The following is a 13821-nucleotide window of genomic DNA, read 5'->3' as shown; positions in this document are numbered from 1 at the left end:
AGGGTTCGTCCCGTTCCTCTCAGCCCTTGGCGACGGCGCGCAGCCGGTCGATCACGTCCGAGCGCAGCTCGGCGGGTTCCAGCACGATCACGTCGGGCCCGAACTCCACCAGCCAGGCGTCCAGGCCGTGCCCGTAGGGGATCTCCAGCTCGTCCCAGCCGTCGCCCAGCTCACGGGTGGCGGTGGCGCGCTCGCGCAGCGGGTAACCGTGGCCGGCGCGCACCTTGATGCGGGCGGTGCGGGTGGCCGTCTCCCCCGCCCATGCCTCGACGGTGCTGCGGACGGTGACGTGGTCGGGCACCGGCGCGGTGAAGGGCAGGGCGCGCGAGCGCACCCGGCCGGTGATGCGCGAGAGCCGGAAGACGCGCTCGGCCCCCCGGTCGCGGTCGTAGCCGGCCAGGTACCAGTGGCCGCGCCAGCACTCCAGCGCCCACGGCTCGACCTGCCGCTGCTCGGGGCGGGCGGCGTTGGCCTTGCGGTAGTCGAAGACGACGACGCGGCGGTCCCGGGCGGCGAGCATCAGCGGCTCGAACGCGGCCTCGTGCACCGGGATGCGGGTCTCCAGGGCACCTGCGCCCACCGGGTCCTCGGCCAGCGGCATGCCGGCCGCACGCAGCTTCTGCAGCGCACCGCTGGCGGCGCCGGCCAGCCGGGCCTGCTGCCACACCTTGGCGGCCAGCCCCAGGGCGGCGGCCTCCTCGACATCGAGGGTGATGGGGGGCAGGCGGTTGCTGTCGCGGCGGGCGAGGTAGCCGATCTCGCCGTCGAGGCCCTCGACGGTGTCGATGATCAGTCCCAGCTCGCGCAGGTCGTCCTTGTCCCGCTCGAACATGCGGTTGAAGGCGTCGTCGCCCGCGGCCCCGCCCCCGGCGGCCTCGCCGCCGGCGAGGATGTACGCCTCGATCGAGCCGCGCAACTCCGCCTTGGTGAGCGGGCGGCGCGCGCCCAGCAGGCACAGCGCCAGGCTCATCAACCGCTCGGCCTTGGCAATCGCCATCGACGCCCTCTCTACTTGTTCTCTCAACCGTTGACCGTACCGCTCGCGGCTCGTACGACAAAAGCCGAGGGCCCGTGCCAGGCAGGCACGGGCCCTCGGCCTTCGTCAGTGGTGTCCTCAGACGCCCATCAGGTCGCAAACGAAGATCAGCGTCTCGCCCGGGGCGATCACGCCGGCGCCGGCGCCGCGGTCGCCGTAGGCGAGGTGGGCGGGGATGACCAGCTTGCGGCGGCCACCGACCTTCATGCCCTGGATGCCCTTGTCCCAGCCGTCGATGACCTGGCCGGCGCCCAGCTTGAACTCCAGCGGGCGACCGCGGTTCCAGCTCGCGTCGAACTCCTCGCCGGTGGACCAGGCCACGCCCACGTAGTGGACCTTGACGAAGTCGCCGGCCTTGGCGACCGCACCGTCGCCCTCCCAGATCTCGGTGATCTCCAGGTCGGTCGGAACCGGACCCTCGGGGAAGTCGATCTCGGGCTTGTCGATGTTCACGAATGTGCTCCTACGAAGGATTCTTGCTGGCAACCGCGCAATTCTGGCAGATGCCGATCGGAAGGCCGAAACCCTGCGCCGCCGGGCGGCGTGGCCTCAGACCTTGCCGACGATGTCGACCACGAAGACGAGGGTGTTCTTGTCCAGGCCGGACTGCGGCTGACCCTCGTAGCCGAACTTCGGCGGGATCACCAGCTCGACCCGGTCCCCCACGTGCTTGCCCACCAGGCCCTTGTCCCAGCCCTGCACCACAGAGCCGGTGCCGATCTGGAAGGCCGTGGCACCCGCGTGGTCCCAGGAGGAGTCGAACTTCTTGCCGTCCTCCCACTTCACGCCCGTGTACTGGGCGATCAGGCCGTCCCCGGCCTTGATCTCCGGGCCGGTGCCCTTGATCAGCACCTGCTCCTTGAGGTCCGTGGGCGGCTTCTCGCCCGAGGGGATGGTGATGGTCGCGGCCTTCTGCGGCTCCGCCTTGACCTCGGGCATGCCGGCCTCGGGCTTGGCCTGCTCGCCCTTGGCCTCGCTCTTGGTGTCCACCTTCTGCGCGCCGACCACGTCGATGACCCACACCAGGCCGTCCTCGGGGCTGACCCCGGACTGCGGGTTGAGCTGGTCGCCGATGAGCGCCTTGGCGGTGCCCTCGACCTCGATGCGCGAGCCGGCCTTCTTGCCGACCACGGCCTCCAGCACCTTGGCGGGCATCTCCTGGCTGGGCTGGCCCAGCTGCGTCACCAGCTGGCGGCGCGGGCCGGGGGCGGCGCTCGCGCTCGCCCCGGACTTCTCCTGGGTGGCCCAGGTGCCGCCGAGGGGCTTGTTGTCCTTCATGGTCTGCCCGGCGAAGTCGAGCCGGACGAAGGAGCCCTTCTCCGCCGTCGCGCCCGAGCCCTCGGTGAGGACCGTGACGACCATCTTGTCGGACGGCTTGGCGTCCTTGGGAACGGAGATCTCGGGCTTCTCCCCGAACTTCCCCTGGACCGTCACCTTGGCGTCGGAGGACTTGTCCTCCGACCCGCACGCCGCGGCGGTCAGCAGCAGGACGGGGACGGCCAACGCCGCGGCGAGGCGACGCGCGTTCTTCGTGTGGTTCATGAAGTCCAACTCGGGCTGATAGGGGTCGGTCGGGCAATGTGCCGTCACTCTACGGCCTGCCCGCCGCCGATCAACCCCGTCCGACACGGATGTGCGCCGGGTCCGGTGAACCCGGCGCACACGCGTGCCCTTTACGGCAGATCGGACCCTCACATTCCGGCGATGAGCTTCTCCACCCGGTCGTCGACGGAACGGAACGGGTCCTTGCACAGCACCGTGCGCTGGGCCTGGTCGTTGAGTTTCAGATGCACCCAGTCGACCGTGAAGTCCCGGCGCTGCTCCTGGGCCCGGCGGATGAAGTCGCCGCGCAGCCGGGCCCGGGTGGTCTGCGGGGGCACCGACTTGCCCTCGAAGATGCGGACGTCGTTGCACACCCGCGCCGCCTGGCCGCGCTTCTCCAGCAGGTAGTACAGCCCCCGGCGGCGGTGGATGTCGTGGTACGCGAGGTCTATCTGGGCCACCCTCGGATGCGACATGGTGATGTTGTTCTTGGTGCGGTAGCGCTCGATGAGCTGGTACTTCATCACCCAGTCGATCTCGGTGGCGATGCGGTCGAGCTGCTCGTCGCGAATGGCCTCCAGCGAGCGCCCCCACAGCTCCAGCACCCGCTCGACGGTGCCGGTGCGGATGCCGCGGCGCTCGCAGAAGTCGACGGCCTTCTCGTAGTACTCCTGCTGGACCTCCAGCGCGGAGGCCTCCCGGCCGCTGGCCAGGCGGACCTTGCGGCGCCCGGTGATGTCGTGGCTGACCTCGCGGATGGCCCGGATCGGGTTCTCCAGCGTCAGGTCGCGCATCACGGTGCCCGCCTCGATCATGCGCAGCACCAGGTCCGTGGCGCCCACCTTGAGCAGCATGGTCGTCTCGGACATGTTGGAGTCGCCGACGATCACGTGCAGCCGGCGGTAGCGCTCGGCGTCGGCGTGCGGCTCGTCGCGCGTGTTGATGATCGGCCGGGAGCGGGTGGTGGCGGAGCTGACGCCTTCCCAGATGTGCTCGGCGCGCTGGCTGACGCAGTAGACCGCACCGCGCGGGGTCTGCAGCACCTTGCCCGCGCCGCACAGCAGCTGCCGGGTGACCAGGAACGGGATGAGGATGTCCGCCAGACGGGAGAACTCCCCGTGCCGCGCGACGAGGTAGTTCTCGTGGCAGCCGTAGGAGTTCCCGGCGGAGTCGGTGTTGTTCTTGAAGAGATAGACGTCGCCCGCGATCCCTTCCTCGTGCAGGCGGCGTTCGGCGTCGACGAGGAGGCCTTCGAGGATGCGCTCGCCCGCCTTGTCGTGGGTGACCAGCTCGATCACGTTGTCGCATTCCGGAGTGGCATATTCCGGGTGCGATCCCACATCCAGGTAGAGACGGGCGCCGTTGCGCAGGAAGACATTGCTGCTGCGGCCCCAGGAAACGACACGACGGAAGAGGTACCGCGCCACTTCGTCAGGGGACAGTCGGCGCTGTCCTCTGAAGGTGCACGTGACGCCGTACTCGTTCTCCAGCCCGAAAATGCGGCGGTCCATGCCTGAACATTACGCCTGATGCCCTGCGCTGAAACCGGGTTCGACCGCACCGTTCCGATCATTTTCCGACCGTGCGACGACGGTCGAGGGCACCTCGGGAGCCCGCAGGGAGCGCCGGGCGGCGAGCAGCACCAGCAGGGCGGCGGCCCCGCCGCCGACGGCGACCAGGAAGCCCGAGCGGACCCCGGCGTGCTGCAGCACCGGGCCGGCGACGGCGGTGCCGATGGCCGCGCCCACACCGAAGGAGGTGACCAGCCAGGAGAACGCCTCCGTCACGGTGCCGCGCAGCGCGTGCCGGTCGACCACCACGAAGGCGCAGGCCAGACAGGGCGCCAGGAAGACGCCGGCGACACCGGCGAGCACGACCATCGGCCAGACGCCCGGCATCAGCAGCAGCGGGACGTACCCCACGGCGAGGCCGGTGACCAGCACCCGCAGCCGCTGCTCGGGGCTGCCGGGCCACTCGCGGGCGCCGTAGACGGTGCCGCCGATCAGGGCGCCCACGCCCAGCGCGGAGAGGATCCAGCCGGCGGCGTCGCCGTTGTGGTGGGCGTCGCCGTAGGCCACGGCGGCCACCGCGATGGAACCGAGCGCGGAGCCGATGAAGAAGAAGGTGCCCAGCAGCACCAGCAGCCCGCGCGAGCGCAGGGCGCCCAGCCAGTGGGCGTCGCGGGGCTCGCTGCGCCACTGCCGCGAGGGCGGCGACGTGACGACGGCGAGCGCGCCCAGGGCGCCGAGCGCGTTGATCACGTACAGCGCGCCGGCCTCGGACCAGCAGGAGACCAGCCAGGTGATCAGCAGCGGCCCGACGACGTACATCACTTCCTGGGCGATGGCGTCGAGGGAGTACGCGGCGTGGATGCGGTCCTGGCTCTTGAGGACGGACGGCCACAGGGCCCGCAGGCCGCCCTCCAGGGGCGGCGTGAAGAAGCCGGCGACGATCACGGCCGCGTAGACCACGGGCAGCGGCTCCAGGCCGACGGCGGCGAAGGCCGACATGCCGAGCGCGGCCAGCAGGGCCGAGGGCAGCAGGACGCGGGGCTGGCCGTACAGGTCGACGGCCCGGCCGAGCAGGGGCTGGCCGACGGCGTTGGCCACGCCGTAGACGGCCGACAGGACGCTGGCGAGGGTGTAGCTGCCGCCCTCGGCGCGCACGAACAGCACGATCGCGAGCGCCGCCGTGGCGTTCGGGAGCCGGCCCACGAGGGTGCCGGTGAGCAGTCGCGCCGCGTGCCGCGTCTTGAGCATGTCGACGTAACCGCCGCCCGCCGCCGCCATGGTCCGCCTTTCGTCTTGATCGTTCTCGTTTTACGTATAACTAGACTGGTTATACGTACCATGATGCCCGTCCGCGGGTCCAACCGCGCCGCGGCACGGCAGCAGCGAGAGGGGCGCAGCACCGGTGACGGACGTCGACACGGGACGGGGCCGGCAGGCGGGGGTCACCCGCACCACCAGCCGGGACGTGGCACGGGCCGCCGGGGTCTCCCAGGCGACCGTCTCGCTGGTGATGGGCGACAAATGGCGCGGCCGGGTCTCCGAGCGCACCGCCGGGGCCGTGCGCGACGCCGCCCGCGCACTCGGCTACCGGCCCAACCTCGCCGCCCGCAACCTGCGCCTGGGCCGCACCCGCACCGCGTTGCTGGTGGTGCCGGCCCTGACCAACGAATTCTTCGCCCGCGTCCACGCCGGGGCGGCACGGGCCGCCGCCGAACACGGCATCGGCGTGGTGCTCTACCCCTCCCCCGAGGGTACCGGCAGGGCCCGTGACCCCTTCGCCTCCGCGCGGGCCGCCCTGGACGGGGTGATCGCCTCCTCCATGGCGGCCGAGGCGCTGACCGACCTGCGCGAGGGCGGGCTGCCGCTGGTCATGCTCGACAGCGACCCCTCCCGGCCGGAGGCCGCCGCGACCGTCAACCCCGACATCGCCGACGGCATGCACCAGGTGGCCGACCACCTGCTGGCCCTGAGACACCGGCGCTTCGCCCACATCGCGGCCGACGTGGACTCCTGGACCTTCCGGGTACGGGCCCGGGCCCTGGCCGAACGCGTGGGCGCGGCCGGCGCCGAGATCGTACGGACCGAGCGGGCGCCCCTGGAGGTCGACGCGGGCCGGGCGGCCGCCGAGCGCGCCCTGGCCGCGGGGCCGACGGCCCTGGTGTGCGACGGGGACGTACTCGCGGCGGGCGCGTGCAAGGCCGCCCGGCGGCTCGGCCTGCGCGTGCCCGCCGACGTCTCGGTGACCGGCTTCGACGACCTGGCCCTGGCCCGGGCGGTCGAGCCCGAGCTGACGACGGTACGGCTGCCCGCGGAGCGGGTGGGCGAGGCGGGCCTGCGGGCGCTGGTGGCGCTGCTGGAGGGCCGCGCAGCGGCCCCGGAGACACTGCCGGTGCGACTGGTACCGCGCGCGTCGTCGGCGGCGGCCGCCGGTTAGAACGTGGGCGGCGCCCCGCAGGGGCGCGGGGAACTGCGCGATCGGCCATCGACGGCCCGCAGCCGAGGTGCTTCCCGACCTGCGGGTGCATCGCGGCTTGTCGCGCAGTTCCCCGCGCCCCTACGGGGCGAAGGTCCACCGGACCAGGCCGGGCGCGCCGGGGGGGGTGCGGCCAGGTGGCCGCTTCACGGCCGCCGGCCGCAAAGAAGCTACTCCTCCTCGGCCTCCGCCGCCGCGGCCGTCGTGTCGCCCTCCAGCAGGCGCGTGAGCTGGCGGCCCAGCAGGCGCTTGAACTTGCGCGTCTGGGGACGCGTGCGGTCCAGGATCGCGACCTCCAGCTGCTCGGCGGTGAGCGTGCGCTCACTGCCGTTCGTGTCGCGTGCCAGCGACTCGACCGCCAGCTTCAGGGCCTCGGCGAGCGTCATGCCGTCGCGGTGCCGCTGGTCGAGGTAGTTGCTGATCTGGTCGGCGTTGCCGCCGACCGCGACCGAGCCGTGCTCGTCGACGATGGAACCGTCGTGCGGCAGGCGGTAGATCTGGTCGTCCTCGGGGGCGGCCCCCACCTCGGCGACGATCAGCTCCACCTCGTACGGCTTCTCGCCGGCGCTGGAGAAGATGGTGCCCAGGGTCTGGGCGTAGACGTTGGCCAGGCCGCGGGCGGTGACGTCGCCCCGGTCGTAGGTGTAGCCGCGCAGGTCGGCGTAGCGGACGCCGCCGATGCGCAGGTTCTCGAACTCGTTGTATTTGCCGACCGCCGCAAACGCGATGCGGTCGTAGATCTCGCTGACCTTGTGCAGGGCCCGGGACGGGTTCTCGGCGACGAAGAGGACACCGTCGTTGTACTGGAGGACCACGACGCTGCGGCCGCGCGCGATGCCCTTGCGGGCGTACTCGGCGCGATCGGCCATGGCCTGCTGGGGTGAGACATAGAACGGCGTCGACACCGCTATCCGTCCCTTTCTGTCAGTGGAGGAGCGATCACGAAAGGTACCGCGGCGGCTACAGCAGGGCGGCGCGCGGGCCGTCCGGTTCCTCGAGCCGCCGCTCGTGGACGGCGCGGACGATGTCGGCGCTCTGGCCCTCGGTGAGCCTGCGGAAGCCCTCGTCGGTGATCACGGTGACGATCGGGTAGATGCGGCGGGCGAGGTCGGGCCCGCCGGTGGCGGAGTCGTCGTCGGCGGCGTCGTAGAGCGCCTGGACGACGAGCGTGGTGGCCTGCTGCTCGGTGAGGTCGTCGCGGTAGAGCTTCTTGAGCGCGCCACGGGCGAACAGCGAGCCGGATCCCGTGGCGGCGTAGCCGTGCTCCTCGGAGCGGCCGCCGGTGACGTCGTAGGAGAAGATGCGGCCCTTCTCCCGGTCCACGTCCCAGCCGGCGAACAGCGGCACCACGGCCAGGCCCTGCATGGCCATGCCGAGGTTGCTGCGGATCATGGTCGACAGGCGGTTGGCCTTGCCCTCCAGCGAGAGCTGGACGCCCTCGACCTTCTCGAAGTGCTCGAGTTCCAGCTGGAAGAGCTTGACCATCTCCACGGCCAGGCCGGCGGTGCCGGCGATGCCCACCGCCGAGTACTCGTCGGCGGGGAAGACCTTCTCGATGTCGCGCTGCGCGATCACATTGCCCATGGTGGCCCGCCGGTCACCCGCGAGGACGACCCCGCCGGGGAAGGACGCGGCGACGATGGTCGTGCCGTGCGGGGCCTCGATCACCCCTTGGGCGGGCAGCTGACGGTTGCGGGGCAGCAGCTCGGGCCGGTGCTGGGCGAGGAAGTCCATGAAGGACGAGGAGCCCGGCGTCAGGAAGGCGGCCGGCAGGCGCCCGTTACTGGAGAAATTGGCTTCCACACGAATCCTTCGAAGAGATCTTGAAATTCTGCAGGGACCCTATCGCCGGGTCGCAAGGCGGCCGTCCCGTGCCCCGTGGGGGGCACGGGACGGCAGGCCCGCTCTACTGTCCGCCCTTTTGCACAAAGGATCGAACGAAGTCCTCGGCGTTCTCTTCGAGCACATCATCGATTTCGTCCAGCACGGAGTCCACGTCGTCCGACAGCTTCTCCTGGCGCTCCTTGAGGTCCTCCGAAACCTGCGCGTCCTGCGCCTGCTCCTCGACCTCCTCCGTCGCACGCGTGGCCTTCTGCTGTCCGCCGCCGGTGTCCTTGGTCGCCATACCCCTCACCCCGCTCGGTCGATACGTGCACGAGACGTTCAAGATCAGACCCTACAAGCAGGGCCCGGGATCGGCCCTGCACTTCCTACAACGTCCCGGAGCCACCGGGATGATTCCCGTTTCCCCCGGTCCTCAGACCCCGCTCAGCCGCCGGAGAGCACCCGGACCAGGTCCTCGGCGGTGCGGCAGCGGTCCAGCAGCTCCTTGACGTGGTTGCGGGTGCCCCGCAGCGGCTCCAGGGTGGGCACCCGCTGCAGGGAGTCCCGGCCCGGGAGGTCGAAGATCACCGAATCCCAGGAGGCCGCGGCCACGTCGTCGGCGTACTGCTCCAGGCAGCGGCCGCGGAAGTAGGCGCGGGTGTCCTCCGGGGGGGCCGTACGGGCCCGGGCCACCTCGGCCTCGTCCACCAGGCGCCGGACCTTGCCCCGGGCCGCCAGGCGGTTGTACAGGCCCTTGTCGGCGCGCACGTCGGCGTACTGCAGGTCCACCAGGTGCAGCCGGGCCGCGTCCCAGTCCAGGCCGTCGCGCCGGCGGTAGCCCTCCAGCAGCTCCAGCTTGGCCACCCAGTCCAGCTCGCCGGCCAGGCTCATCGGGTCGCGCTCCAGGCGGCCGAGGACGTCCTCCCAGCGGCCGAGCACGTCCTTGGTCTGCTCGTCGGCGTCCGCCCCGAAGCGGTCCTGGACGTACTTGCGGGCCAGCTCGTAGTACTCCATCTGCAGTTGTACGGCCGTGAGCGTCCGGCCGCTGCGGAGCGTGACCAGGCGGCGCAGCGAGGGGTCGTGGCTGATCTGGTGGAGGGTGCGCACGGGCTGCTCGACGGCGAGGTCGGTGGTGATGAAGCCGTCCTCGATCATGGAGAGCACCAGGGCGGTGGTGCCGAGCTTGAGGTAGGTGGAGATCTCGGAGAGGTTGGCGTCCCCGATGATCACGTGCAGCCGGCGGTACTTCTCGGCGTCGGCGTGCGGCTCGTCGCGGGTGTTGATGATGGGCCGCTTGAGGGTGGTCTCCAGGCCCACCTCGACCTCGAAGTAGTCGGCGCGCTGGCTGATCTGGAAGCCGTGCTCGTGGCCGTCCTGGCCGATGCCGACCCGGCCCGCGCCGGCCACGACCTGGCGGGAGACGAAGAAGGGGGTCAGGTGGCGCACGATGTCCGAGAAGGGGGTCTCCCGCTTCATCAGGTAGTTCTCGTGCGTGCCGTAGGAGGCGCCCTTGTTGTCGGTGTTGTTCTTGTAGAGGTGGATCGGCTGGGCGCCGGGCAGCTGGGCGGCCCGCTCGGCGGCCTCGGCCATGATCCGTTCGCCTGCCTTGTCCCACAGGACGGCGTCGCGGGGGTTGGTGACCTCGGGCGAGCTGTACTCGGGGTGGGCGTGGTCCACGTAGAGCCGGGCGCCGTTGGTGAGGATGACATTGGCCAGGCCGATGTCCTCGTCGGTGAGCTGGCTGGCGTCCGCGGCCTCGCGGGCGAGGTCGAAGCCGCGGGCGTCCCGCAGCGGGTTCTCCTCCTCGAAGTCCCAGCGGGCACGGCGTGCCCGGTGCATCGCGGCCGCGTAGGCGTTGACGATCTGGGACGAGGTGAGCATGGCATTGGCGTTCGGGTGACCGGGGACGGAGATCCCGTACTCCGTCTCGATGCCCATTACTCGCCGTACGGTCATGCGGCCCTCCTTGCCCGGCGGCGCCCCCCGGTGGGGTCGGCGCTCAAGTACCGCTGCGCTTCCGGTCCGTGTACGGTCCCCGATCCCCCCACGGCGCTTCTGCGGCGGTACCGAAGAGCCTAGAACGGGTTTGCGGCGCTGGGGAGATCATTACAGTCATTGCTGCGGTTCGCGCGGCGCGCGGGCGGCGGTGCCGTGCGCGTCCCGCAGGTGGTGCAGGAGCGTGCGGGGACCCCCGGGAGGATCCCGGCGGATCCCGGTGGATCCCGGTGCGGAACCCCGGGGAGATCCCGGTGGAGATCCCGGTGCAAAACACATCCGGCTGCGGACGCCCTGGCCCTTCCCCCACCGGGGGCGGGGGAAGGAGGAACAACAGGGACATCCGCAGCCGGACGGCGGTGTTACAGGTACTGGCCGGTACTGGCCACGGTGTCGATGGAGCGGCCGGTGTCCGCGCCCTGCTTGCCGGTGACCAGGGTGCGGATGAAGACGATCCGCTCGCCCTTCTTTCCGGAGATGCGGGCCCAGTCGTCCGGGTTGGTGGTGTTCGGCAGGTCCTCGTTCTCCTTGAACTCGTCCACGCAGGCGGCGAGCAGGTGGGAGACGCGCAGGCCCTTCTGGTTGTGGTCCAGGAACGCCTTGATCGCCATCTTCTTGGCCCGGTCGACGATGTTCTGGATCATCGCGCCGGAGTTGAAGTCCTTGAAGTAGAGGACTTCCTTGTCACCGTTGGCGTAGGTGACCTCCAGGAAGCGGTTCTCCTCGGACTCGGCGTACATCTGCTCGACGACCGACTGGATCATGCCCTCGATGGTGGCCCTGGCGTCCCCGCCGTGCTCGGCGAGGTCGTCGGCGTGCAGGGGCAGGGTCTCGGTCAGGTACTTCGAGAAGATGTCCTTGGCGGCCTCGGCGTCCGGGCGCTCGATCTTGATCTTCACGTCGAGCCGGCCGGGGCGCAGGATGGCCGGATCGATCATGTCCTCCCGGTTGGAGGCGCCGATCACGATCACGTTCTCCAGGCCCTCCACGCCGTCGATCTCGGAGAGCAGCTGGGGGACGATGGTGTTCTCCACGTCCGAGCTGACCCCGGAGCCGCGGGTGCGGAAGAGGGAGTCCATCTCGTCGAAGAAGACGATCACGGGCGTGCCCTCGCTGGCCTTCTCCCGGGCGCGCTGGAAGATCAGCCGGATGTGCCGCTCGGTCTCGCCGACGTACTTGTTGAGCAGCTCGGGGCCCTTGATGTTCAGGAAGAAGCTCTTCCCCGCGGGCTTGCCGGTGACCTCCGCGACCTTCTTGGCAAGGGAGTTGGCCACGGCCTTGGCGATGAGCGTCTTGCCGCAGCCGGGCGGCCCGTACAGCAGCACGCCCTTGGGCGGCCGCAGTTCGTGCTCCTTGAACAGGTCCGGGTAGAGGTACGGGAGCTCGACCGCGTCGCGGATCAGCTCGATCTGGTTGCCCAGACCGCCGATCTTGCTGTAGTCGATGTCCGGGACCTCTTCGAGGACGAGTTCCTCGACCTCGCTCTTGGGGATGACCTCGTAGACGTAGCCGGAACGGGGCTCCAGCAGCAGGGCGTCGCCGGGGCGGATGGTGGTGTCCAGCAGCGGCTCGGCGAGCCGCACCACCCGCTCCTCGTCGGTGTGCCCTATCACCAGGGCGCGTTCGCCGTCCTCGAGGACCTCCTTGAGGGTGACGATGTCGCCGTGCCGCTCGAACGCCATGGCCTCGACCACGTTGAGCGCCTCGTTGAGCATGACCTCCTGGCCGGGGCGCAGGTCCTCCGCCTCGACACTGGGACTGACGTTCACCCGGAGCTTGCGGCCCCCGGTGAAGACGTCGGCGGTGCCGTCCTCGTTGGCCGTCAGGAAGACGCCGAAGCCGGCCGGCGGCTGGGCGAGCCGGTCGACCTCCTCCTTGAGGGCCACGATCTGGTCGCGGGCCTCACGGAGCGTGTTCGCGAGCCGTTCGTTCTGAGCGGAGACGCCGGCCAGGTTGGTCTGGAGCTCGACGATCCGCTCCTCGAGAATCCTCGTGTGACGCGGAGAGTCGGCGAGCTTGCGTCGCAGGACGGCGATCTCCTGCTCGAGATAGGCAACCTGGCCCGCGGGGTCGTCGGACCCCCGCCCCGGCCGGATGCCGCGGTTGATGTCGTCGTCGTGGGCTGCCACGGTCCTCACCTCCTCCAAGGGGAGCTGGACGCTTCCAGACCCTACCTGGGCCGGTGCAGGTTGAAACCCCTAGATCACAAACCCGGTAGGAGTGTGTCCGATCTTCACCCTTGCGCACGTCCTCACGTGAGGGGAATACCCACCCATCAACATCGGAAAGCGGGCGGTTGTATCGTCGACTCGGTCAACACCCGTCAGGGCTGGCTCCAATTGGTTCACGAATGCAGGAAACGGCAGGCGAGATGACTGTGCGGGACGACGGACTCGACGAGCTCGAGGTCTGGATCGACCAGGACCTGTGCACCGGCGACGGTATCTGCGCGCAGTACGCCCCCGAGATCTTCGAGCTCGACATCGACGGGCTGGCCTATGTGAAGAGCCCCGACGACGAGCTGCTCCAGGACAAGGGTGCCACCACGCCCGTCCCGCTGCCGCTGCTGAACGACGTGCGCGACTCGGCGAAGGAGTGCCCCGGCGACTGCATCCACGTCCGCCGCGTCGCCGACAAGGTCGAGGTGTACGGGCCCGACGCTCCGTAGCCGGGCACCGCTCGCGCGTGACGGTCGGTGACCGTTCAGACGGCCTCGGGCGCCGGCAGGGCGCCCAGGACGAACTTCCCACCGCGCCAGTGCCACTTGACCGCCCGGCGCAGATCCGGGCAGCAGCGCGGCACCCCGGCCGAGGAGTAGCCGAGCAGGGTGGCCGAAACCGTCCCCGCGGCCGCCTGCAGGGCCGTCACGCTCATCCGCTGCCGGGGGTCCACCAAGGTGGCCAGCACCCGGGGCGCGCCACCGGGCGCCTGCGGCGCCCCCAGGACGTACACCCCGCTGGGCGGGGTGCCCGCGCCCGAGTGGCAGCGCACCGCCACGGCCGTCTCCGGCCGCCCGTCCCGGTCCAGGTCGGCCTCGGCCCTGCCGGTCACCTCCACGCCCGCCGGCCCGCACTGCAGCGGATAGCGGGCGGCGGCCGGATCGGGGGCCGGCAGCGGCGCCGGCGCGACGGGCGCCTTTGCGGTCGCGACGGGCTCTGCGCGGTCCTCGGCGGGCCCGACCAGCGCGGCGCCGAGGACGGTGCCGGCCACCGCGGCCGCGGTGACCACCCAGTGCACGGGCCGGGAGCGGGTGTGCGGGAGGGACGCCGACGGCTGCACGCGCGCTGACTCCTGATGAGGCGGGGACTGCAAGGACGGAAATCTTCCGCATCGTGCCACACGGGCCCGCGGTACGAAAGCAGCGGGCCCGGGCCCGCGTGCCGCCCAACGTACGCGCGCCGCCGCCGAGTTCCGCGGTGCGCGGTACCCGGCGGCGGCGC

13 protein-coding genes are annotated in these 13821 nt (G+C 70.9%); 2 read left to right on the top strand and 11 right to left on the bottom strand.

Features of this window, described 5'->3' with window-relative positions; all coding sequences use genetic code 11:
- Positions 1–19: 19 nt before the first annotated feature.
- From AC27L3_RS05825 to AC27L3_RS05805, 5 genes are all read right to left on the bottom strand, one after another.
- Positions 20–997, bottom strand: coding sequence for a helix-turn-helix transcriptional regulator (locus AC27L3_RS05825; protein WP_487232938.1), 978 nt, complete (start codon positions 995–997; stop codon positions 20–22).
- Positions 998–1114: 117 nt separating this feature from the next.
- On the bottom strand, positions 1115–1489 hold the full coding sequence (locus tag AC27L3_RS05820; protein ID WP_487232937.1) for an FKBP-type peptidyl-prolyl cis-trans isomerase: 375 nt from the start codon (positions 1487–1489) through the stop codon (positions 1115–1117).
- Between the two features lie 96 nt (positions 1490–1585).
- On the bottom strand, positions 1586–2578 hold the full coding sequence (locus AC27L3_RS05815) for an FKBP-type peptidyl-prolyl cis-trans isomerase (RefSeq protein WP_487232936.1): 993 nt from the start codon (positions 2576–2578) through the stop codon (positions 1586–1588).
- A 149-nt stretch (positions 2579–2727) separates the two neighbouring features.
- Positions 2728–4089, bottom strand: a complete 1362-nt coding sequence (gene pafA / locus AC27L3_RS05810; protein WP_344434250.1) for a Pup--protein ligase — start codon at positions 4087–4089, stop codon at positions 2728–2730.
- Between the two features lie 9 nt (positions 4090–4098).
- Positions 4099–5367: an MFS transporter gene (locus AC27L3_RS05805; RefSeq protein WP_487232935.1), complete on the bottom strand. Its 1269-nt coding sequence runs from the start codon at positions 5365–5367 to the stop codon at positions 4099–4101.
- Between the two features lie 124 nt (positions 5368–5491).
- On the opposite strand from AC27L3_RS05805, the gene AC27L3_RS05800 reads away from it, so the two are divergent.
- Positions 5492–6523, top strand: a complete 1032-nt coding sequence (locus AC27L3_RS05800) for a LacI family DNA-binding transcriptional regulator (protein ID WP_487232934.1) — start codon at positions 5492–5494, stop codon at positions 6521–6523.
- 209 nt (positions 6524–6732) lie between these two features.
- Here the strand turns inward: AC27L3_RS05800 and prcA are convergent, their stop codons facing one another.
- The 5 genes from prcA to arc all read right to left on the bottom strand — a co-directional run bounded on the left by prcA (position 6733) and on the right by arc (position 12510).
- Positions 6733–7467, bottom strand: coding sequence for a proteasome subunit alpha (gene prcA / locus AC27L3_RS05795; RefSeq protein WP_487232933.1), 735 nt, complete (start codon positions 7465–7467; stop codon positions 6733–6735).
- Positions 7468–7522: 55 nt separating this feature from the next.
- A complete protein-coding gene (gene prcB, locus AC27L3_RS05790; RefSeq protein ID WP_487232932.1) occupies positions 7523–8365 on the bottom strand; it encodes a proteasome subunit beta in 843 nt (280 codons plus the stop codon).
- Positions 8366–8468: 103 nt separating this feature from the next.
- Complete coding sequence (locus AC27L3_RS05785; protein WP_126913432.1) at positions 8469–8687, bottom strand: ubiquitin-like protein Pup; 219 nt, start codon at positions 8685–8687, stop codon at positions 8469–8471.
- Positions 8688–8830: 143 nt separating this feature from the next.
- The gene (dop, locus tag AC27L3_RS05780; protein WP_487232931.1) at positions 8831–10342 is read right to left on the bottom strand and encodes a depupylase/deamidase Dop; all 1512 of its coding nucleotides are present in this window, start codon (positions 10340–10342) and stop codon (positions 8831–8833) included.
- Between the two features lie 401 nt (positions 10343–10743).
- Positions 10744–12510, bottom strand: a complete 1767-nt coding sequence (gene arc, locus AC27L3_RS05775; RefSeq protein WP_344434257.1) for a proteasome ATPase — start codon at positions 12508–12510, stop codon at positions 10744–10746.
- A 242-nt stretch (positions 12511–12752) separates the two neighbouring features.
- Here arc and AC27L3_RS05770 point away from each other — a divergent pair, with 242 nt between their 5' ends.
- Positions 12753–13049: a ferredoxin gene (locus AC27L3_RS05770; RefSeq protein WP_344434258.1), complete on the top strand. Its 297-nt coding sequence runs from the start codon at positions 12753–12755 to the stop codon at positions 13047–13049.
- 35 nt (positions 13050–13084) lie between these two features.
- Here AC27L3_RS05770 and AC27L3_RS05765 read toward each other — a convergent pair whose 3' ends face one another.
- On the bottom strand, positions 13085–13660 hold the full coding sequence (locus tag AC27L3_RS05765; protein WP_487232930.1) for a hypothetical protein: 576 nt from the start codon (positions 13658–13660) through the stop codon (positions 13085–13087).
- Between the last annotated feature and the right edge of the window lie 161 nt (positions 13661–13821).

The sequence above is a fragment of the Streptomyces sp. PKA51 genome, from assembly GCF_057552455.1.
The sequence above is the reverse complement of the archived record's forward strand: the minus strand, read 5'-3'. Positions and strand labels throughout refer to the sequence as shown.